The following is a 22182-nucleotide window of genomic DNA, read 5'->3' as shown; positions in this document are numbered from 1 at the left end:
TTGATTTACGGTGTTCGACGGGTATAATCCCGGCGATGGCCAACCACGACGAAATCGCCGAGATACGCGAACTTATCGCCAATCTCACCGAGCGCGTTTATAGATTGGAGCAGGGACAACGCGCGCCGTCTGAGGCCGAATCCGCTTCCTCAACGCCGCCAGCCACGCCCCCACCGCCGCGACCAACAGTACAGGATGTTTCCCCCGCAGCATCTTCACTGTTTAACGAGATACAGGAACGAGACTCTCTGGAGCGTCGGATTGGCTCGCAGTGGCTCAATCGCGTAGGCGTAATCGCCGTACTCGTTGGTGTCTCCTATTTCCTGAAACTCGCGTTTGACTATGGTTGGATCGGTCCCGGCCTGCGCGTGCTCCTTGGAATCGTGTGTGGTGCTGGCCTGTGCTGGTGGAGCGAGCGGTTTCGCCGGCCCACCTCGCTTGCTTTCTCATACTCACTAAAAGCTGTTGGTATCGGAATCCTCTATCTCTCGCTTTGGGCATCTTTTCAGCTCTACAATCTCGTTCCGGGAACGATCGCATTTCTGGCCATGATCATCGTCACTGCGGCGACAGCAGCAATGGCATTGTCGCAAGATGCCGAACTGCTTGCCGGACTTGCGCTGCTTGGCGGCTTGTTAACGCCAGTCCTCTGCAGCACGGGTGAAAACCACGAAGGCGTGCTGTTTAGCTACTTGCTGCTGCTCTCGCTCGGAGCCTTCATCCTCCAGCGTGTAAAGCCCTGGCCGCGCATTTTATTCGGAGCCTTTGTTGGCACTGCAGTGCTTGCGGCGGGATGGTTTGACAAGTTCTACACCGATCCTCAGTTCGGTGAAACTCTTCTGTTTTCCACGCTTCTTTTTTCGCTATTCGCCGTGGCGCCGCTGTATTCAATCCTTGAGCCTGAGCGAGATCGCTCTACTCAGCAGAGTGGATTGCTGCTCGCGATTCTCAACGGTGGCACATATTTCATTTCAATCTATTCGATGCTGCTGACCTCTGGCGTCGCCGTGCAGCCTCGTGCCGCCGCGTACAGTTTCGGTCTGGCGATTGTGTATTTGTCTCTGGCGATCGCATTGGAAAGGCGAGTTGCCGAGCATCCCGGAGTAGAGCGTCTCCTCCCGCTTGCACACTACGGATTGGCTGTCACCTTTGTCACGACGGGCATCGCTCTCAAACTGCAACAGCACTGGATTACCCTTGGCTGGCTGCTCGAAGGTGCAATGCTGTTCTGGGCTGGGGTGCGGACCTCTCGGGCCAGGATCAAGCAGTTCGCGGTTGTGGTGGTCGCTCTCGCAATAGTGCGCCTGCTTACGCTCGACCTCATGGACTGGGGACTGCAACAGCACCTCATCTTGAATGCGCGATTTGCAACTTTCGCAGTTGCTATCGCTGTGATGTTCTGGATGGGCTATCTCAATCGTGCAGTTGATCGCGCGACGGCAACGGTCGAGGGCATGGTTGTTGTGAATGCGCTGGTGCTGCTCGCAGCGGGCTTGGAGATTCACGACCACTTCCAACTGCTCATCAATGCCCGGCAAGCAGCCAGCAGCGACGTGGAACAGGTCAGACACTCCTTGGCGATTGCGCAAAACTTTTCGTATTCGGCGCTCTTCATGTTCTACGGCGCAGTACTTATGTGGTTCGGATTTGTACGAAAGTCGGCGGCACTGCGCTGGCAGGCGATTCTGTTGATTGGAGTCACCGTCCTGAAGGTGTTTCTGCTTGATGTGTCGGAACTTGAACACGCATGGCGTGTGCTGAGCTTCATCATTCTCGGAGTGTTGTTGCTGGCCGTATCGTATGCCTACCAGCGCGATTGGCTCGGCCTTCAACGGTCGCGCACAGGCTGACGCCAGGTTCTGAGAATCGGCCAACAGGCACCCGCATCTAAAAGGCCATGAGATCGCGTACTTCGCCGCGCTATGTCTGGCTGTTCACCCTCTCATTGCTTCTGTTCTCATCGTTTATCGTCTATCACCGCACGCGCAATCGGGATGCGGTTGCAGAAGCGTCTTCCCCATTTACAGACTTTCGATCGCAATCACCGGGGCGAGTGCATCACATCACAGTTCAGGACCTGCCTAAGCCTTATGCCACCGACTCTGCTGACACGCCTTCCTCGGTGATTCCTCGTCCTGCCAACGCATGGCCCAAAGCTCCGGAAGGATTCTCTGTTCAGATTTATGCCACGGGACTTAAGAATCCGAGGCTGCTGCGCACGGCGCCAAACGGGGACGTGTTCTTGGCGGAAAGCTATTCTGGGAACGTCAAGGCCCTCCGGGGAATTGATGAGAAAGGCAGCGCGAAGCAGGTGGAAGTATTCGCCAGCGGATTGACGCAGCCCTTCGGAATAGCTTTCTATCCTCCGGGACAGAATCCACAATACGTTTACGTTGCCAATACTGATTCTGTTGTGCGGTTTCCATATCGCAATGGCGACCTCAAGGCGCGCGGTCCCTCCGAGAAGATCTGCGATCTTCCCGGAGGCGGTCGTCTGCGAGGTGGAGGGCACTGGACTCGCGACATCGCGTTTTCTCCTGAAGGAAAGACGATGTATGTTTCCGTCGGATCGCACTCCAATGACGACGATTCCGATACTCATCCAGCCGAGAAGAATCGAGCCGACATTCTGCAATTCAATCCCGATGGTAGTGGGCAGAAGGTGTTTGCCTCGGGAATTCGCAACGCGGTCGGAATCGCTGTTCATCCCACTAACGGTGAACTCTGGACGTCAGTCAACGAGCGTGACGAACTCGGAGACAACCTGGTTCCTGACTACATCACCCACGTGGAGCCCAATGGATTCTATGGGTGGCCGTGGTGGTACATGGGCGGAGTGCAGGACCCGCGACACAAGGGCGCGCATCCTGAGTTGAAACAGAAAGTGATCACTCCCGACGTACTCGTGCAGCCGCACAACGCCTCGCTCGAAATGGTCTTCTACGACGGCAAGATGTTCCAGCAGTACCGTGGGGATATCTTCGCTGCGGAGCATGGCTCGTGGAATCGCGGCACTCGCACCGGATACGAAGTTATCCGCGTTCCAATGCATGGAGGCACACGCGCTGACGGTACCTATGAGGACTTTCTAACTGGATTCGTAACGCCGGAAGGGAAAGTTTGGGGAAGGCCGGTAGGAGTTGCTGTCGCCGCGGATGGCAGCCTTCTGGTTAGTGATGACGGCGGGAATGTCGTGTGGCGCGTGAGCAAGTAAGGTGAAATAAATCAGGCGCGGAGTTCATCCGCGCCTGGAATCAATTCTGCTCAAGCTCTGAAAGCCAATCTGGTGGTTTCAGAATCTCTCTCGGCTTAGGTCCATCAGCCGGTCCGACGATTCCATCGCGTTCCATCAAGTCGATCAGGTGAGCGGCCCTCCCATAACCGACGCGAAGTCTGCGCTGCAGCAGGGAAGTCGATGCCTTGCCGAATTCAAATACCAGGCGCACGGCATCGTTATACAGCGGATCGTTGTCATCCGCGTCAGCTTCGAGTCCGGCCTCGTCCATCACGCTGTTGCCTTCCTCTTTCGGCGCGGCCAGGAAGCCGTGCTCGTACTGCGCCGGAGCCTGCGCTTTCCAGAACTCCACCGTCGCTGCAATTTCTGTCTCTGTCACGAACGGGGCATGTACGCGAAGTACGCGAGACGATCCACTTGGCAAGTAAAGCATGTCGCCACGCCCGAGCAATGACTCCGCACCATTCGCGTCGAGGATCGTGCGGGAATCGATCTTCGTTGCCACTCGGAACGACATACGGGCAGGGAAGTTCGCTTTAATTAGGCCCGTGATCACATCGACCGAAGGACGTTGCGTCGCCAATACCAGGTGAATGCCGATGGCTCGTGCCATCTGGGCCAAACGCGTGATCGATTCCTCGACGTTGGCCCCGTCCACCATCATAAGGTCGGCCAACTCGTCGACGATGATCACGATGTAGGGAAGCGGTTTCTCTTCCGTGCCGTCCTCGAAGAGCGAAGGCGTGTAGCCGTCCTCAAACAGCTTGTTGTACTGGTCGATGTTGCGCACGCCCTTCTGAGCGAGCAGTTTCAGGCGGCGCTCCATCTCGCGAACAGCGTTGCGCAGAGCGTTACTCGCCTGCTTGGGTTCGCTAATGATCGGCGTGTACAGATGCGGCACGCCGTCGTAATTCGTCAGTTCGACTCGCTTCGGATCGACCAGGATGAGGCGCACTTGGTCGGGTGTGCTCTTGTAGAGCAGCGACATGATAAACGCGTTGATTGCCACCGACTTGCCGCTACCGGTCGAACCGGCGATCAGCAGATGTGGCATCGAGTTCATTTCGGTAGTCATCAGGCGCCCGTTGATGTCTTTACCAAGAGCGATGGTAAGCCGCGACTTGGAGACGCTGAAATCCGGACTCTCGACGACTTCACGTAGCCAGATAGTCTCGCGCTTTTCGTTCGGAACCTGGATGCCGACGGTCGATTTCCCGGCCACGCGCTCGATCAGGATGCTTTCTGCGCGCATTGCAAGGCAGAGATCGTCCTGCAATCCCACGATCCGGCTGTACTTGATGCCCGCTTCCGGCTTGAACTCGAATGTTGTCACCACCGGGCCCGGATTGATCTGTACCACCGATCCGAGGACGCCAAATTCTTGGCATTTCTGCGTTAGCGTAAGCGCGAGTTCTTTAAGTTCCTGTTCGTCATAGGCTTCGCGTGCCTCGGGACGCTTGAGTAGGGTGCTCGAAGGCAGTTTCCATGAGCCCTGCTGCTTGGGCAACGTCGTACGCGTCTGTGCGCGCCCAGCATCGGCTCGCGTACCAAACGAGATGGAATCGATCGGTTCTCCCGACAACGGCGTCGTGTTCTCCGCGAAGTCGTCGCCATCCATGCGCTCGATTCCGGAGGGCCCGCGTTCGCCGCGCCGTGGTGGCCGGTAGCTGGGTTCCACGTCACGCTCGGTAACTGCCGTATCCTCGGTCGCTGTTTGCTCCGCTGGCTGCGCCTGCAGAGGTGCTGACATGATCGGAGATTCCGACTCTCTTGTGCTTTGCCGGGCTGTAGCACGGACCTTGGCGGCCTCTGCTGCTTTCTCCTGCTTTTCGCGCATGCGCTGCTTCTTTTCCAGCAGCTTCAGTTCATGTGCCTTGGTTCTCCGCTCCTGCCATTCCTTGTACCGGTCGCGAAGCGCGTAGAAGAACGTCAACCGCGTCTGCATCCACAGACGAAGGCTGCTCAGCGAGAAAGCAGTTGCCAAATACAACGCCACGGCAATCGCGGTGAATGCGACGATGTACGCCCCAGCGTAGTTCAGGTAATGGACGAGCAGATCGCCCAATAACCGGCCCAGGAGTCCCTCTATCGGGACGGCATGCATCCAGCGCAACGGCCAAGGTAGCAAGGCCAACAGTGCGCTCAGGAAAGCTAGAAGCGAAACGGCCCCAAGTGCCGTTACCAGCGGGTTCTCCACTGTCCGGGAACGCATCCAGCGCACGGCGAGGAACACCAGCATCACTGGAACGAGGAAAGCGATCAAGCCAAGCGACTGAAGCACAAGATCGGCAGAATACGCTCCTACAAGACCGATCCAGTTGTGAGCCGGACGGCCAACCGGGGGATTGGTCGCCGTGTTCAGCGAACGGTCCAGCGGAGAGTACGACACGAGCGCCAGCGTCATCAGTACCGCAATTGCAAGCAATACGATGCCGATCAGCTCATTGAGCCTCTTGCTCTGAGTGGGAACAAACAATCGGGAGAGAACCATCATAAGTGGCGTGCAGGACAGCGACCGGACACACCAACCCGAGCGCGCAAGTACTGCGCCGGAATCCGTCCGATCAACGCCAGAGCTAGATCATTATGACGCAATCGGAGGGGAAAACGAATCTGAATCAGCTCAGGTTGGTTATGAGAAGGATTCCCGGCAGGACGTGTCCTTATGTCTGTTGCCACGTTGATTTGGGCGGGAGATGTCCATCATCGAATCGGGTTGAAGTCGATGATGGACGTCGGGTGATTCTCGCGATAAATCTTTTACTTCAACGCCCACCAGAGGACAGCACATCCAACCACGATTCGATACGCCGCAAACGGAGCAAACCCGCGCGTACGTACCCAGTTCATGAACCAAGCGACGACTCCGTACGCCACGATAAAGCTGACCACGAACCCGATTGCCAGAGTAATCCAGTTGCTCGAGTTCATCGTCAGATGCCCGATCACAGCCGGTTCTCCATGATGCGGTCTCACACTCTTGAGCAGGTCATAACCCGTGGCGACCACCATTGTCGGGATCGACAAGAAAAACGAAAACTCAAGAGCCGATGCGCGCGACATCGAAGCAAGTTGACCTGCGGCGATCGTAGACATTGAGCGCGACGTCCCGGGGAAGATGGCAGACAGCGTTTGGCAGAGGCCGATCCAAACAGCCTGCCCCAGCGACATTTCCTCAACGTGATCGGTGTTGTGCGCCAGCGCTCCACGTGAGTACAGCGCATCGACTACCCACATAATCACGCCGCCCAATAGCAGGGAAGCGCCCATGATCACCAAGCTTTCGAGGTGCTTGCCGATGATCTTCGTTAGCAGGAATGCCGGAGCCGCAGTGCATACAAACGCGATCAGCACGAGCGTCAGTGGATGCGTTAGCACGGTGCGGTCGCCCCGCTCGCCATCAGGAAACGTCGACAGGAACTTCGTGATGCGCGATCGGAAGTAGATAGGCAGAGTCAAAATCGCGCCAAGCTGAATGACGATGGCGAACATCTTCCAGTATCCGTCGTCGAGGGCTATTCCAAACAGCGACTGGCAGATACGAAGATGAGCTGTGGAACTGACCGGAAGGAATTCGGTCAACCCCTCAACAATTCCAAGGACGAGGGCAAGGACGTAGTTGTGCATGACTGTGCTTCGAGTCTAACAGCTCACGTGTGGGATGGTGAACGCTCTACTAGCAATTACTCGACGGCCGAACCGTAAACCGGAACTTCGTTTTGCGCCATATACAGCAACCGTTCGGCGCGCGCATTCCATTCCGGGCTAGCGTTCTTCGCCAAAGCCTTCTGCGCCACAGCCACGGCACGGCGTTGCGCCTCGGGAACCTTTTTCGATTGTCCTTCGCCAGCGTAAATCACCATCACTGCGGCCCACCGCTCTGCCGCGTTGTAATAGGCTTCGGCGGCTTTAGGCGAGTTCGGATGATCATTGGCGTACTTTTCGTAGATCTCGGCCTCTTTCTCTGGACACTTGGAAGCTCCCGCCCAATCTCCGCACATCTTGTTCTCAAGCATTTCGAAAGCGGCCATATCAGCCCATTTCGTTCCCGGGAACTTCTTCTGCACAAGCCGCATTGCCTGTTCGTCAATTGGCATCCGGTCATTTGGGCTCATCGCTTTGTATGAAGGTCGCGTCTGCATGTCTTCCCGGTCGAGCTGCCATTGAATGTCGGCTGCGCGATACAAGGCTTCGCCCGCGAGCGGCGACTTGGGGAAGATGTCATAAACACGGTAGTAAAGACGTTTGGCGTCCGCTGCCGCACCCTTCCGTGAATGCGCGCTACTTGCCTCATCTTCGCACGCTGCGGCCTCTCCGAACAGGATCTCGTCGCCCTTTGGAGTCTGGTCGCTGATGTAGCCTTTCTCCAGGATCCACCCGGTCACGTTGCGCTCGCCTGTCGCCTCCGGATCAGGATTGTACGGGGCATCCATGAGGGTCGCGATCACATGCACCCAGCCCTTTGTTCGTTCCAGCACAACTGCCTCACGTCCCCGGTCTGCCGTCGCAAGCTTGGCGCTGGTTACGTCCGGAGCCACATAAATTACTGCCTGGCGAATGATCGTTCCGCGTTCCGTGGCCGCTGAAGCGCCGATTGCCAACGCGCCCAGGAGCAGGCACATCGAGAAAGTACGCCAAACCGCGGTCGTGGCAGCATTCAAGTGCGCCTTCGCAATCATCGACTCTTTAGGACCTCCGCTATCTGCTTCGGATCGGCGTTTCCGCCGCTGATAATGGCAACCGTTTTGCAGCTTTCAGGCAGTTCGCCGCGGTGGAACATCCATGCCGCCATCGTGACTGCCCCGCTGGGTTCGGCCATCAAATGCGCATTGGTGATGACCTGCCGCATGGCCGCCGTAATCTCGTCTTCGCTTACGGTTACAACTCCATCAAGGTACTTTGTGAGATGCTCGAAGTTTGCTGTGCCGATGCTCTGGGTGCGCAATCCATCAGCAATGGTGCTCGCAGCCTGTTCGGCGGGAATTGTCACAATGTGCCCTTCGCGCAGGCTTTGCTGAGCGTCGTTGGCGAGCGCGGGTTCCACTCCAATGACCTTCGCCCGGCTTCCGCCAAGTTTCAATGCCGAAGCCACGCCGCTCGAAAGACCTCCGCCCCCAATGGGTACAAGTACTAGTTCAACATCGGGCAGGTCCTCCAGAATTTCCAAACCTGCCGCACCTTGTCCCGCGATGATCTTCTGATCGTCGTAGGGGGGAATGACGACATAGCCGTGCTCGGTTGCGAGTTGCAGGGCCTTCTCGCGACGTTCATTGCTGCCGGGGCCAACCATTACAATCTCGGCCCCAAGCGCAGCCGTAGCGTCGATCTTCACCTTCGGAGAAGTGCGCGGCATCACGATCACGGCTTTTGTACCGAGTGCCCGCGCCGCATAGGCAACTCCTTGTGCATGGTTTCCCGACGAATACGTGATAACGCCCCGCGCGCGCTCCTCCGCGCTCAGCGAGGCAATCTTATTGTATGCGCCGCGCAGCTTGAAACTGCCGATGGGCTGAAGGCACTCCGGCTTGAAGTAAAGCTGCTCGTCCGTGCCAGATGCGGTTGGGCCAAAGTAGCGAACCAAAGGTGTATGTACAACCACGCCTTCCAACCGTGCCTGCGCCTGCTTCAAATCTGCGAGTGTAATCATGCGTGAGTCATCTTGCGGGACTAGTTATGCTGCGCCGTGGATGTATCCACGAGGTCCAGCATTTGCTTCATCCAATGTATCAGCCGAAGTTTGTCCATGGTGGTGGCGCCGCCAACTTCCACATGGCCGATAGCAGGGGAAATCAGCGCAGACTTCAATACGCCTTTCGGCAGGTCTCGCTGCAGCCATAGGGTTTCCGTAGGAGGCACAACGTTGTCAGCCGAACCGTGTAGCAGCATTACGGGTACATGGATTTTCCAGAGATAATAATGCGGTGACGCCGCCTGCAACTCCGGTTGCACACTAGCCAGTGTGCGTTGCGTATCTTCCGTCAGCGACTTTGTATTGTGTTCGAAAAGCAGTGACATACGCTCGCGGCCACGCGGGCTTAACTTAGTAGCCTCGGCGTGAGCCTCCGGAACCTTCTCCCAAAGCAGGGTTCGAAGCGTCTGGCGTGCCTGCGGAACATCCTCGGGAGCAAAATATGCGGAAGCATGAGAATAGGCCGTTACCAGCGACCCATACTCGTGCGCCTTCATCTTCAGAACGGTTCCGTCAGGAGCGACTGTCTGATCGGTTTCGAAAAACTGCAAGACGCGATTCAAATCGTCATGAGCGCCAATGGCAATCACGCCCGAAAGCTGCGGTTGCACTTTGTCATCGCTCGCGGCAATCAGCGACATTCCACCGGCGAAGCTCAAACCAAGAAGAGCCACTTTCGGGGCGCCGCTTCTGCGCGCCAGTTCATGCACTGCATCGCCGATAACCACCGAGGAATCCTTCGTAATGTTGTAATCCGCGAGGTCATCCACCTGGGGCGTCAATACCAGGTAGCCATGGGACGCAAGCGCCCGAGCGAATCGCTCCAATCTCGGTTCATTCATACCCAGATGATGCACACCGGGGACGACCACGACGGGGCTGGGATGCGTGATTCCGACTGGGTGATAGATTCTCGCCCGCGCCGTCGTGGTCGAGGGAAACGTGATCTCTTCTTCCCTGATCGGATTCGAATCGAATCTGGTCATCGCCGACTGCGGCATGTCGGCAATCACCATCAGTACGGATGCCGCGCGCACATGTTTATAAGTAGTCGGCGCCAGCGCAAGAATTAGGACCGGAAAGAACGAAAGCACAACAAACATCCGGCGAATTGGCCGGACTACGGGAGTGTGTCGTACCGGCGGCGGAGCGGGTTGCGCCGCTGGTGCTAACGCCGGGGTTGCAGCTGAAGACATACAATCGTTGTACTCTGGTTTGCGTGTACAAGGGAAGGCCCGCCCGTAAGTTTTTGCTCAGCTCGCGGGCAACGAACCTTAGGTCTGATGCCAGGAAATCTCATGCGCATCGCAGAAATTGCAGGCAAACAAAAAGGCGTACCAGACTTGGCACACCTTCAGTCAGGTACTTACATTACCTAACGCCGAATACTTCAACCCTAGATCTCGACTATCACCGGTATGATGAGCGGCCGCCGAGATGTATTCCGGTTGATATAACGCTTCAAATCAACGCGGATCTTTTCTTTGATCAGCCCATAGTCGGCGACTTCTTCCTTTGTTGACTGCTCGAAGGTGCGAAGCACCGTACCCTTCGCCTCACTCAGGAATCCATTGTCGTCCGGCGCTCCCGCAAAACCGCGCATGACGATCTCGGGGATACCTTCCAGCTTTCCGGTCAACTTATTGATTGCCAGAATCGGCATCACGAAACCGTCTTCACTCAGGTGCTTGCGGTCGCGAATGATGAGGTCTTCGACAATGTCTGAGTTGGATCCCGAATCAATGCAGACACGACCCACGGGAGCTTCGCCGACTCGCCGCGCGCCGATCTCGTCAAATTCCAGAATGTCGCCCGTCTCGATCATGATGACCTGACCTACAGCGCCCTTCATCCCGGCTGCCATTTCAGCATGGCGCTTCAACTGGCGATATTCACCGTGAATTGGAATGAAGTACTGTGGGCGCACCAGATTGATCAGCAGCTTCAACTCTTCCTGGCTGCCATGTCCGCTCACGTGTACCGGAGGCTTGGAGCCGTCGTCGTAAATGACGTTTGCGTCCCGGCGGAACAGGTGATCGATCACCCGGTATATGCCTTTTTCGTTGCCTGGAATGACTCTCGAACTCAGTACCACCGTGTCGCCGGGATCGATTTTCGCGTGCCGATGATTGTCCACCGCAGCCCGTGACAATGCGCTCATCGGTTCTCCCTGCGTGCCGCTGATCATCACCATCACCTGTTCGGGCGGAAAATCCCGAATCTGCCCGGGAGTGATGAACGCCGACTGTGGGAGATTGATGTAGCCAAGGTCCTGTGCGATCTCAGTGGACTCCGTCAGACTACGGCCCACCAGCGCGATCTTGCGCCGGAATTGGTGAGCCATTTCGGTCGCCATTTTGATCCGGTGGATAGAGGACGAGAAGCACGAAACGAACAGCTTCTTCTTCGTCTGCACGAAGATCTCTTCAAATTTTGGTCTGACTGCCCGCTCACTCGGCGTATAGCCCGCCCGCTCCACGTTAGTCGAGTCCTGCAATAGCGCGAGTACGCCCTCTTTGCCATATTCGGCAAACGAGTGCAAGTCAAACATCTTGTTGTCCGTGGGCGTGGGGTCGATTTTGAAGTCGCCAGTGTGAATGATGACGCCTAGTGGCGTGTGTATCGCGAGCGATACCGAATCAACTACCGAGTGCGTGACCTGTATGGGATGAATCGTGAATGGGCCAATCTGGAAGCGTTTGCCGGGCAGCATCTCGTGCAATTCCGCGCTCGCGAGCAACCCATGCTCTTCCAGTTTGTCTTCCACATATGCCAGAGTGAATTCCGTGCCATAGATAGGCACGTTCATTTCTGAAATAAGCCAGGGAACTCCGCCTATATGGTCTTCATGTCCATGTGTGAGCAGTACGCCCCGAACTTTATCTCGATTTTCCGTGAGGTAGGTGAGTGCGGGGACGACGATGTCCACTCCAAGTAGTTCGCCCTCAGGGAACATCATCCCGGCATCAATGATGATGATGTCATCGTTCCAGCGAATGGCCATGCAGTTCATTCCGAACTCGCCAAGACCACCCAGTGGCACTATATGTAGCTTTCCAACTGGCATGACCTTTGATGCTAGCACATACACGACGACAGCTCACGCTCAGCGACCTGCAGATTCCCGCAATTGCAATCATCGCAAGCTTGCATAAGAAACCACCTTTTCGCGGTTTTCGCATCCGAATACACTGGTGCCCTCATGAATGAAGCAGTAGAGAACAATTCCTGGATTACGAGGCGCCTCGAATGGGCGCTCAGGTCCGCGCTGACCCGGGCGTACAAGGGCGTGCGTGTAGATCCGGACGAGTACCTGATGCAGCTTCGGACCGAGCATGCCGTGCCAGTCGCAAGTTACGAGGGATTGTTCTCCGTCCCGGTGGCAGAACTTGATTCCATCGCTGCACAGACCGTGCGCGGGGCCATGAAAATGGCCGGGGCTGAGGGCGCTGGTCTCGGATTCGGTGGCTTCCTGACGATCGTGCCTGATTTGGGTATTCTGTCTGCGATTACGATGCGAACAGTTCAGAAACTAAGCCTGATCTACGGATTCCAATACAACACCGACGAGGAAGTTGCGGAGCTCTGGATAGCGGCGGCCACTGCGGCAGGAGTGGATATGAGCAAGGATCTGCTGGAGCGGACAGTCCTCAAGAGCTTTGTTCAGCGGGTGATCGGGCGTATGGCGGCGCGATTCAGTGTCGAGTTTTCGGAAAAGATCGTGGCGCGTGCAGTGCCTGTTGTCAGTTCGGCGGTTGGCGCTGTGCTCAACTACTACTTCGTAAAGGCGTGGGGAAATCGCGCGCTGGCGCACTTCCGCCAGCGGCATCTCGAAGAGCGTTCACGCCGTGCCAACCAGACCATTCTCCTTCCCGCATCCGGTTTGGGAGGATAAGCTTTCAGCGAATGGCGACTGGGCGATCCTTCATCAAGGCTTGGAATCGCTCATCTTTCACCACTTGAGCAAATTCCTTTTCCTTGTAGACCTCGTCGATCTTCGGATACCCATCTTCCATTGCGCTGCGCAGGTAGTGCAGCGCTCGATCGAGGTCTCCGCTCGCCGCAAATAGCCTGGCCATCACGAACGAAAACCGGGCGCGATCCTGAGGCGAACTCATATGCGCGCTGATGCCATTTCTTGAGGCGTGTTCAAAGAACGACGGGTCGAGTTCAAATGCTTTACGATATTCGGCCATCCCACGCTCAAACTGCTTGTCGTCCATTAGAGCCGCAGCGACGTTGTTGTGAAATGAAGGATTATCGGGCTGCAAAGCAATTGCGCGTTGATAAGTTCGGATCGCGTTCTCAAGCTTATGACGCATGTAGTAGCTTACTGCCAGATTATTCCAGGCTTCGGCCATCTGCTTGTTTTTGCGGAGAGCCTTTTTTGCGGCCTTCTCTGCTTCTGATGGATGCCGCAACTGCAATTCGGAAATGGCAATCTTGTTGTAGTACTCGGCGCTGGCCTGCTTTTTGATCGCCGCGCGATAGCAGTCGATCGCTGCCAGAAAGTTCTTGGCTGTTCGCATCCGGTCGCCTTCGGCGTTCAGCCGATCGGCGCTCATCTCGCGCATCTCCGCTGGAGTCGGCGGAGGGGGATCTAAAACCAGAGGACTGACAACAGCGCCCAACTGCGGGTCAGAAGGAATGGCCGGTTGTGTGGCCGACTGCTGGCCGATTGCGGCATCCATGTAAACTGCAGCAACGAACAAAAGACTGGCGACCTTAAGCGAACCCAAAGCCATATCCTACCCCCCCAAGCTACCCTTAAGTTACCGTCACAGGGCGATACTTTCGCGCTTGAGATGTTAGACCTATACGGCTCTCAGATTGTTCCCATTTTTCGCTTTATTTTCTATCCGAATCTTTGTCTTTGTTCTTGTCGTCACCGCCGCCAAAGATTCCACCCAACTTGCCCCAGAATCCCTTTTTCTTCTCTTCCTGAGCCGGTTGGCCGGGAGCAGGCGGCTGCGGTTGCGCCGCCCCCGGTGCTCCTGATACTTGTCGCTGCGCGTTTGGTGGAATGACGTGTCCAGGCTGATTCACCGGAGGCGGAGGAGTCGGAGCACCGCCAAATATCTTCTGGAAGATGTTTCTCTGATCTGCGTGATCACAGGTGTCCTTCGGTTCAGAACCTTCGACAAATGCGGAGTTGTAGGCGTCGGGACAGCTTGCGGTTGCTAGCATGTTCGTCGCCTTGTCTAGGCTCACGGTGATGACGCCAGATGGGGGCGTGAAATCTTTCGTGTTGCTGTACTGCGGCAAGCGAACCGCACGCTTCATAAACTCTGCCCAGATTGGGCCTGCGGTTGTGCCGCCCGAGAGCTTCAGATCGCTGTAATCGTCATAGCCCACCCACACAATGCAAAGTAGGTTGCTGGTGTAACCGGCAAACCATGCATCGTGAGACGTACCTGTTTTGCCCGCGGCAGGAGCTGTGAATCCACGAGCCCTCACCGTGAAGCCCGTGCCATGATCGATCACGTTCTGCATCATGTTGGTCACGACGTAGGCGATACGAGGATCGAGCACGGGGCGGGTGCCGTTGTGGAAGTCTTCTACTACGTCGCCCTTGGCAGTGCGGACCGAGTGGATCATCAAGGGATCCAGGCGCACACCACTATTTGCCAGAACCGTGTATGCTCCGGCCATCTCGACCGGGCTCGCATCGTACGCACCGAGCGCGGCTGCAGGAGTCGCCTTGACACTGGCAATACCCGCGTTTCTGGCCAACTCCGCCACTCTGTCATAGCCGGTCATTTCAGCCAGCCTGACCGTCGCATTGTTCAGCGACATCTGCAGAGCGTAACGAGCGGTCACCTGACCGTGGTACTCGTTCTTGTAGTTGCGAGGATCGTACACCTTGCCATCGAACTCGAACGTAGTCGGCGAATCATCCAGCAGGGAAGCTGGCGTGTAGACCGGATCACTACCCTGCGCCGTCAGCGCAGAATTCATGGCTGCTGCATACACGAATGGCTTGAAAATCGAGCCTGTTGGGCGCTTTGCAATTGCGTGATTCAACTGGCTAAAGCCATAGTTCCGCCCACCAACCAGGGCCAGTACTTCACCCGTGTGTGGGTCCAGCGCAACCAGCGCTACCTGAGGAACAGGGCCGGAAACCTTCGTTTCTTGGACAGTTGCATCCTTACCCTTGCCGATTTTTGTGCGGTGCGTGCGCTGTTTCGCAACCTGATCGTCCACCAGCTTGATGCCCTCCGCGACAGCTTCGGCGGCAGCGTGCTGCAAGTCAGGATCGATGGTGGTGTAGATGCGGTAAGCGTTCTCGTTCAGATCCGATTCCGAGTATTTGCTGGCCAGGTTGTCCTTCACCATGTCCACAAAATACGGAGCGTCACTGGCTTCGACATTAGGCGGCGCGAGCTTCAGCGGCGTAGCCTTGGCCTTCTCGCATTCCTCGCGCGTGATGGCTCCGGTTTCGACCATCGAATCCAGCACGATGTTTCTACGTTCGAGAGCTTTCTCGGGGCGTTTGTAGGGATTCCAAAGATTGTTCGGGGACTGGATCAAGCCAGCCAGTAGCGCCGCCTCGGGCAGCGTGATCTCCTTGATGTCCTTGCCGAAATATGAACGGGCAGCCTCGCCAAAGCCAGTGATCGAGAACGACCCACGCTGCCCCATGTACTCCTGATTCGCGTAGAGTTCGAAGATCTGTTGCTTATTGAACTTCTGCTCCAGTTCAATGGCGATCAGCATTTCTGTGGCTTTGCGTTTGAACGTCTTTTCCTGGGTCAGAAAGAAGCCGCGCGACACCTGCATAGTGATCGTTGAACCGCCGCGTCGTCGTCCGGCACCACGCACGTCGGTGATAAACGATCCCATCAGACTGACCCAATTAATTCCGCTGTGCTCGAAGAACTTGCGATCCTCGATTGCCAGAACTGCGTCCACCATCACCTTGGGAATGTCGTTATAGCGCAGAATTTGGCGTTTTGTGCGGTCTTGGCCTTGGAAGAGTGCGGTCAGCAGCTCAGGTTCAAGCTCATACGAATCCAGTGAAGCTCCTGAATTGCTTCCCACGCCGACAATGCGATCCACGCGACCGTCAGAACCGATCACGATCTTCGCCCCATCCGTCGAATGGTAGGACTGCGGTCCCGGGCGAACTTCGATTCCGCCACTGATCACGCGGAAGGTGCCTAGTGGTCCATCTGATCCAGTATCCGCATCGACGTATCCGGCCCGGCGCAGCGTCGTTGCAATCTGCGAGGACGTGAATTTATCGCCCGGATGCACAGCCACCGGCCGCGCATAGATCTTTGCTGAGTTCGAAAAGATCTGCCCGCTCATCCGCTTCGAGATGATGCGGTCATATCTCACGTAATAAAAAGCAAAGACTCCGAAGACGCAGAGCGCGATGAAAATTGCAGCGGCGACAACGGCGCGAAGAATCGGACCGCGCGTGCCAGTGGACGAGGAGGTCGGAATTTTTACTTTGATGGCCACAGCGATGTACTTTTCATTGTAAGACACCGGAGTGGCGCAAGAAAGCGGCTCTGCATAACACCGGCTCTAGAGACTTCCATTCAATCAGATAAAAACTCACTTACCAAGCGACGGACTCAAGTACGACAAGGGTTTAGCAATCGCGAAACAAAAAGGCCGGGACTCACGATCCCGGCCCATCTGTTTACTAGTTGGAAACTATCTCATTACATTCTTGTTTTTGCTAGCGGTGTTGAAGTGGAGATCAAGCGGATAGACCGGAAGATCGACGTGAACGGTGTAGCTCGTAGAGATCATCAGCTCTGAACCGCTGCGCTCAACTTTTACCTGTTCGGGCGCGAGTGGAATGTCGAAGTCCTGTGCCTTCTGTGCGATAGACATCGCTATATCCGAATCACTCTTGGGGTTATAGGTGAAGTTGATTGACTGTTCATCCATGACACGGCCGAGACGATAGTCGTCCCAGTACACGGGGAACAGCTTGTAAAACACAAAACCACCCACCACGAGTAAAAGCAGACCGAAAATCGACTTCCACTCTTTCAAGGGAACTCTCCTAAGCCCGCGGATTGTACAAGCCAAGCAGATGCTTTACGGCTTCCGAAACCTCAACCTCGCTCTTCTGAGTTGTTGCGCGCTCGAAAACTTCAACTTTGCCCTGCGCCAGCGTCTTGCCAATGTTGATACGATACGGAATGCCTACAAGATCGGCGTCCTTGAACTTCACTCCCGGTCTTTCGTCCCGATCGTCTAGCAGGACATCGTATCCTGCTGCCTCCAGTTCGGCCGCAATCTTTTCCGCCGCCTCGACTAGGGTAGCGTCCTTCACGTTAGTCGGAACCACTACCACCGTGAATGGCGCAATAGATGGCGCCAGCCAGAATCCATTGTCATCATGGTTCTGCTCGATGCAGGACGTCAGGATTCGCTCGATACCAATGCCATAGCAGCCCATGATTGGCATCACTTCCTTGCCGTCCTTGTCGAGAACCTTCGCTCCCATCGACTCCGAGTACTTGTACCCGAGCTTGAAAATGTGTCCGATCTCGACCGTTTTGCCCAGTTTCAGAGGTTCTCCGCAGCGGGGGCAACCCTCGCCTTCGACTACATTGCGAAGATCGGCGTAGCGGGTCACCTCAAAGTCCGTACCCACGTTCAGTCCGGTGAAATGATGATCTACCTCATTTGCACCGCCGACAAGATTCCTACGTCCGCGTAGCGCCTCGTCCATCAGGACAATGAAGTGGTCTGCCTCGCCGACGTAATTTGAGGTGCCATCGTTCCCTAGAACTCGGACCTGCTTCAGTCCGACCGGACCAAGATACCCGGCAGGGGAACCGAAATACTTCACGATTTCTTCTTCCTGCATGGGGCGGAATTCGCGTCCACCGATAGCGCTGGAGAGCTTCGCTTCGTTCATCTGGTCGTTGCCGCGCATCAGGACGAGCAGAGGACGGTACACCGGTGCGCCATTCGCCGAAGTGCCGTCGGTCGCTACAAACGCCAGCGACTTCATATTGTTGTTGACCGGAGTCTTTAGGAACGTGGCCACCTCATCGATGGTCTTTGTTCCAGGCGTGTGAACTTTCTCACGTGCTCCGCTGGCATTCGGTGCAAGGTCTTCGACAGCTTCGAGCTTGGACGTAGCCTTTTCAAGGTTTGCCGCATACCCGCATTTCGCGCACGAGGCCACGAGGTCCTCGCCTGCATCGGTGTAGACCATGAATTCCTGCGATTGCGATCCGCCCATCGAACCCGAATCCGCTTCGACGGCGACAAACTCCAACCCGCAGCGCTTGAAGATCCGGCGATACACGGCATCGTGCAGATCAAAGCTCTTGTCCAGTCCCGCACGGTCAATGTCAAACGAGTACGAGTCTTTCATCGTGAACTGGCGTACTCGCAACAGTCCGCTCTTTGGGCGAGGCTCGTCGCGGAACTTCGTCTGAATCTGGTACCAAATCTGCGGCAGCTGCTTGTAGCTGCGTAGTTCCTTGCGCGCAATGTCGGTCATGACCTCTTCGTGCGTCATGCCGAGGCACAGGTCGGCGCCTTTGCGGTCCTTTAGGCGGAACATGTTGTCGCCCATCACTTCCCAGCGGCCACTCGCCTCCCAAACCTCGCGCGGGTTCAGCGCAGGCAGGTAGAGTTCCTGCCCGATCGTGTCCATCTCCTCACGCACGATGTTCGTGATCTTCAGAACGGTTCGTTGAGCAAGAAATAGATAGGAGTAGATCCCGGCCGACAGTTGGCGGATGTATCCCGCGCGAACCAGGAACTTGTGGCTGGCAACTTCCGCGTCGGCGGGAGCCTCACGGAGTGTCGGAATGAACAGCTTGGACCAGCGTTGCATTTTTAGAGAATTCCCATTATTGGATTGTGAAAGCTGATTGTAACAAGCTACTCCGCTCGCGTCAGCGCTTTACCTGCAAACGCAAGCTTTGATTCCCCCAAACCGCAGGGCAAAACAGCCTCGTGTGCATGGAGCAAAACAGTTCGCAAGCTGCTGTTCCACTCGCCGCGCTGATCTTGCCGTTTAACTCCGGATTTCACCTTCGGGCTTATGCCGCATTGTTTTACGAGACTTCCGCACTGTAAACTCTTTCCGAAGCTACAGCCCAGATCTCGGCTTGCGGCACCCTCTCCTGTCCGAGACGCAAACGGGCTTAGTTCTAGGAGGCTTTACCTTGTCGTCCAATAACCGGTTTCTTTTCACGTCTGAGTCGGTGACCGAGGGGCATCCCGACAAAATCGCAGACCAGATTTCCGATGCAATCCTCGACGCCTGTCTGGAGCAGGATCCTTACAGTCGCGTGGCGTGCGAGACCCTCACCTGTACCGGCCTCGTCGTGATTGCTGGCGAAATCACTACCAAAGCTTATGTTGATTTCCAGCAATTGGTGCGCGGCGTAGTCAGCTCCATCGGATACAACAACGCTCTGTATGGATTTGACTCCAACACCTGTGCCGTCATCTCCAGCATCAACAAGCAGAGCGGCGATATCGCAATGGGCGTTGATACCGGCGGCGCCGGCGACCAGGGCATGATGTTTGGTTATGCAACCAACGAAACGCCCGAACTGATGCCGACCCCAATCTCTCTGGCCCATAAGCTGGTTCTCAAGCTGACCGAAGTTCGCAAGAGCGGAAAGCTTGCTTATCTGCGTCCGGACGGAAAAAGTCAGGTCACTGTTGAGTACGACGAAAGCGGCAAGCCGCTACGCGTCGATGCTGTGGTCATCTCGACCCAGCACGCTGACTCCGTGACCACCGAGCAACTCCGCGCTGACATTCTCAAGCACGTCATCCAGGCAACCGTACCAGCTGACCTTCTGGATGAAAACACCAAGTACCACATCAACCCAACTGGCCGCTTCGTAGTTGGCGGACCGATGGGCGACACCGGTTTGACTGGCCGCAAGATCATTGTTGACACCTACGGCGGCATGGGCCGTCACGGTGGCGGCGCATTCAGCGGCAAGGACGCGACCAAGGTTGATCGTTCCGCAGCCTACATGGCGCGCTACATCGCCAAGAACATCGTCGCTGCCGGATTGGCAGACCGCGCTGAAGTTCAGCTTGCTTACGCTATCGGCGTTGCCGAGCCTGTAAGCGTGTTGGTTGAAACCTTCGGCACCGGCAAGTTCGACCGCGATGTCCTGAGCGATCTGGTTCGCAAGAACTTCCAGTTGACACCGAAGGGGATCATCGAATCGCTTAACCTGCGCCGCCCGATCTTCCAGAAGACCGCAGCCTACGGCCACTTTGGCCGCAATGACGCGGACTTCACGTGGGAGAAGACGGACAAGGCTGACGCTCTTCGCGAAGCCGCCAAGGCTGCGAAGACTGTAGCCGCTAAGTAGTTCGGTTGGAGAAAAAACTTAGGGCATCGCTGCTGCGATGCCCTTTTTCATTTCTCTTGCTGAGTCTATGCTTGCTGCGCGGTCTGCTGTTGCATAATCACCTCGGCCCGATCCAAAGCTTGCTGGATGTTGTTGCAAACGTTGTCCGCACCGATTCGCTCGATGAATGAAGCCTGGTGAATCAGTCGCGATGGCTGTTCTTTTGCTCCGCAGAGCAGAAGGTGACGACCGCTATTTCGCAAGCGGTTTGCGATGTCCTCAATCGCTCCAAGCCCAGTCGAGTCCAGCGCGCTCATACCTCGCAATCGCAGTATGACAATCGGTGGCAAGTGCTGAAGGCGATGAAGAATAATCTCTAGCTTCTGAGCCGCTCCGAACAGCAACGCTCCCTGAACCGAAAAGACCTCAACGTACTCGGGGATGTGCTTATCGTGCAGAACATGCGGACGTCCAGTGAGAATGTAATCCTTCGTCACAGGCGATACAGACGTGGTGTCGGCGACATTGCGAATGAATGTCAGCGCAGCAAGGATCATTCCGAATTCAACGGCTGTGGTCAAATCAGCGATCACGGTGAGCGCAAACGTCACAAGCCACACAGCGACTGCCGCTTTGTTCACGCGTAATAAGCGCAACGTTTCTGCCCATTGGCCCATGTTGTAACTCACGACGAAGAGGATCGACGCGAGGATCGCCATCGGTATGAAACGGGCCAGTGGCGCGGCGAACAGCAGCACTGCCAGCAACGTTACCGCGTGGATTATGCCCGCCATCGGCGTCTTCGCGCCGGAGCGAATGTTTGTTGCCGTTCGTGCGATGGCTCCTGTCGCCGGAAGACCTCCGAATATCGGAGAAACAATATTCGCAACACCTTGCGCGACGAGCTCCACGTTCGGATTGTGCTTGTCGCCGCTCATGTTATCGGCAACCACTGCCGACATCAGAGATTCAATTGCGCCAAGCATTGCAATCGTCATCGCTGAAGAAATCAGCGGCAGAATCAGGCTGACGTGAAATTCCGGAACCTGAATTTGCGGAAGCCCTTTGGGAATTCCGCCAAAGCGCGTCCCGATTGTCTCGACGTTGAGATGCAGCAGAGTCGCGGCCGCCGTTCCCGCCACCATCGCAACAATGTAGCCAGGTACTCGTTTCGTAATGCGCGGCGTGATCAGAATGACAGCCAGCGACGCAATGCCGAGCGCCGTGGCAGGCAGCGAGATCGTGTTCGCGTGTTCGAGCAGCTCTTTCATGCGGGCAAAGAATTCGCCAGGATTGTGCTCGAGTTTCAACCCGAAGAAATCGCGAATCTGTGTGCTGGCTATCAATACGGCGATGCCGTTTGTGAAGCCCATTACTACCGGACGTGGAATGAACTGTACTGCTTTCCCCAATCCAGTAACGCCCATCACAACCAAGATCACTCCGGCCATCATGGTGCAAAGAAAGAGCCCGTGAACACCATGCTTGGCGAGAATGCCTGCGATTACGACGACGAATGCGCCGGTGGGTCCGCCGATCTGCATCTTCGAGCCGCCGAGCGCCGAGATCAGGAATCCGGTGACGACCGCGCAGTAAATCCCGGCCTGTGGAGTCAGACCTGATGCAATCGCGAACGCCATGGCGAGCGGCAATGCAACAAGTCCAACGGTGACCCCTGCCGCGAGATCCGCAGCGAAGATTTTAGCGGAGTAGTCTTTGAAGCAGAGAATTGATTTTGGGAGAAATTGTTTCAGCTGCAACTTCGATAATTCCATGTACTTTCATTGTAGCTTGCTTTCAGGAGCGTTCGCCCTCGGGACAACTTCCTAAAGAGCTACTCAGATCGTCTCAGCTTTGCAGCATGATGACGTGCTTTTCGCTTAGCTGCCGAGCTAGTATCCTTACTCGATGACGAATGCCGCGAAGAACTGGAAGCCTTTAACTCCCGA

At 56.1% G+C, this 22182-nt stretch carries 15 protein-coding genes; 4 read left to right on the top strand and 11 right to left on the bottom strand.

The genetic code is table 11. The features are described from left to right. Positions 1-35 precede the first annotated feature (35 nt). Both AC6IZD_RS10665 and AC6IZD_RS10660 read left to right on the top strand, forming a co-directional pair. Positions 36-1850 carry a DUF2339 domain-containing protein gene (locus tag AC6IZD_RS10665; RefSeq protein WP_497783301.1) on the top strand — a complete coding sequence of 605 codons (1815 nt, stop codon included), beginning with the start codon at positions 36-38 and terminating at the stop codon, positions 1848-1850. 47 nt (positions 1851-1897) lie between these two features. After that, the gene (locus AC6IZD_RS10660) at positions 1898-3214 is read left to right on the top strand and encodes a PQQ-dependent sugar dehydrogenase (RefSeq protein ID WP_497783300.1); all 1317 of its coding nucleotides are present in this window, start codon (positions 1898-1900) and stop codon (positions 3212-3214) included. Between the two features lie 40 nt (positions 3215-3254). Here AC6IZD_RS10660 and AC6IZD_RS10655 read toward each other — a convergent pair whose 3' ends face one another. The 6 genes from AC6IZD_RS10655 to AC6IZD_RS10630 all read right to left on the bottom strand — a co-directional run bounded on the left by AC6IZD_RS10655 (position 3255) and on the right by AC6IZD_RS10630 (position 11991). After that, positions 3255-5729 (bottom strand): DNA translocase FtsK, encoded by a 2475-nt coding sequence (locus tag AC6IZD_RS10655; protein ID WP_497783299.1) that lies wholly within the window; start codon positions 5727-5729, stop codon positions 3255-3257. 266 nt (positions 5730-5995) lie between these two features. Continuing rightward, positions 5996-6862, bottom strand: coding sequence for an undecaprenyl-diphosphate phosphatase (locus tag AC6IZD_RS10650; RefSeq protein WP_497783298.1), 867 nt, complete (start codon positions 6860-6862; stop codon positions 5996-5998). 56 nt (positions 6863-6918) lie between these two features. Beyond that, positions 6919-7914 carry a hypothetical protein gene (locus tag AC6IZD_RS10645; protein ID WP_497783297.1) on the bottom strand — a complete coding sequence of 332 codons (996 nt, stop codon included), beginning with the start codon at positions 7912-7914 and terminating at the stop codon, positions 6919-6921. Continuing rightward, positions 7911-8882 carry a threonine ammonia-lyase gene (locus tag AC6IZD_RS10640; protein ID WP_497783296.1) on the bottom strand — a complete coding sequence of 324 codons (972 nt, stop codon included), beginning with the start codon at positions 8880-8882 and terminating at the stop codon, positions 7911-7913. The genes AC6IZD_RS10645 and AC6IZD_RS10640 overlap by 4 nt, the downstream gene beginning before the upstream one ends. A gap of 20 nt (positions 8883-8902) precedes the next feature. Beyond that, positions 8903-10120, bottom strand: coding sequence for an alpha/beta hydrolase (locus tag AC6IZD_RS10635; RefSeq protein WP_497783295.1), 1218 nt, complete (start codon positions 10118-10120; stop codon positions 8903-8905). Positions 10121-10320: 200 nt separating this feature from the next. After that, entirely contained in the window at positions 10321-11991 is a 1671-nt protein-coding gene (locus AC6IZD_RS10630) for a ribonuclease J (protein ID WP_497783294.1), read from the bottom strand. Between the two features lie 135 nt (positions 11992-12126). On the opposite strand from AC6IZD_RS10630, the gene AC6IZD_RS10625 reads away from it, so the two are divergent. Beyond that, positions 12127-12819, top strand: a complete 693-nt coding sequence (locus AC6IZD_RS10625) for an EcsC family protein (protein ID WP_497783293.1) — start codon at positions 12127-12129, stop codon at positions 12817-12819. 4 nt (positions 12820-12823) lie between these two features. Here AC6IZD_RS10625 and AC6IZD_RS10620 read toward each other — a convergent pair whose 3' ends face one another. From AC6IZD_RS10620 to AC6IZD_RS10605, 4 genes are all read right to left on the bottom strand, one after another. Then, on the bottom strand, positions 12824-13669 hold the full coding sequence (locus AC6IZD_RS10620; RefSeq protein WP_497783292.1) for a tetratricopeptide repeat protein: 846 nt from the start codon (positions 13667-13669) through the stop codon (positions 12824-12826). Between the two features lie 103 nt (positions 13670-13772). Beyond that, a complete protein-coding gene (locus AC6IZD_RS10615; protein WP_497783291.1) occupies positions 13773-16418 on the bottom strand; it encodes a transglycosylase domain-containing protein in 2646 nt (881 codons plus the stop codon). Between the two features lie 171 nt (positions 16419-16589). Continuing rightward, complete coding sequence (locus tag AC6IZD_RS10610) at positions 16590-16937, bottom strand: hypothetical protein (protein WP_497783290.1); 348 nt, start codon at positions 16935-16937, stop codon at positions 16590-16592. Positions 16938-16947: 10 nt separating this feature from the next. Continuing rightward, on the bottom strand, positions 16948-18744 hold the full coding sequence (locus AC6IZD_RS10605) for a proline--tRNA ligase (RefSeq protein WP_497783289.1): 1797 nt from the start codon (positions 18742-18744) through the stop codon (positions 16948-16950). Between the two features lie 334 nt (positions 18745-19078). Here AC6IZD_RS10605 and metK point away from each other — a divergent pair, with 334 nt between their 5' ends. Continuing rightward, on the top strand, positions 19079-20254 hold the full coding sequence (gene metK / locus AC6IZD_RS10600) for a methionine adenosyltransferase (protein WP_497783288.1): 1176 nt from the start codon (positions 19079-19081) through the stop codon (positions 20252-20254). A 65-nt stretch (positions 20255-20319) separates the two neighbouring features. On the opposite strand, the gene AC6IZD_RS10595 is transcribed toward metK, so the two are convergent. After that, complete coding sequence (locus AC6IZD_RS10595; protein ID WP_497783287.1) at positions 20320-22008, bottom strand: SulP family inorganic anion transporter; 1689 nt, start codon at positions 22006-22008, stop codon at positions 20320-20322. Positions 22009-22182 lie beyond the last annotated feature (174 nt).

Source organism: Koromonas humicola (assembly GCF_059726255.1).
The sequence above is the reverse complement of the archived record's forward strand: the minus strand, read 5'-3'. Positions and strand labels throughout refer to the sequence as shown.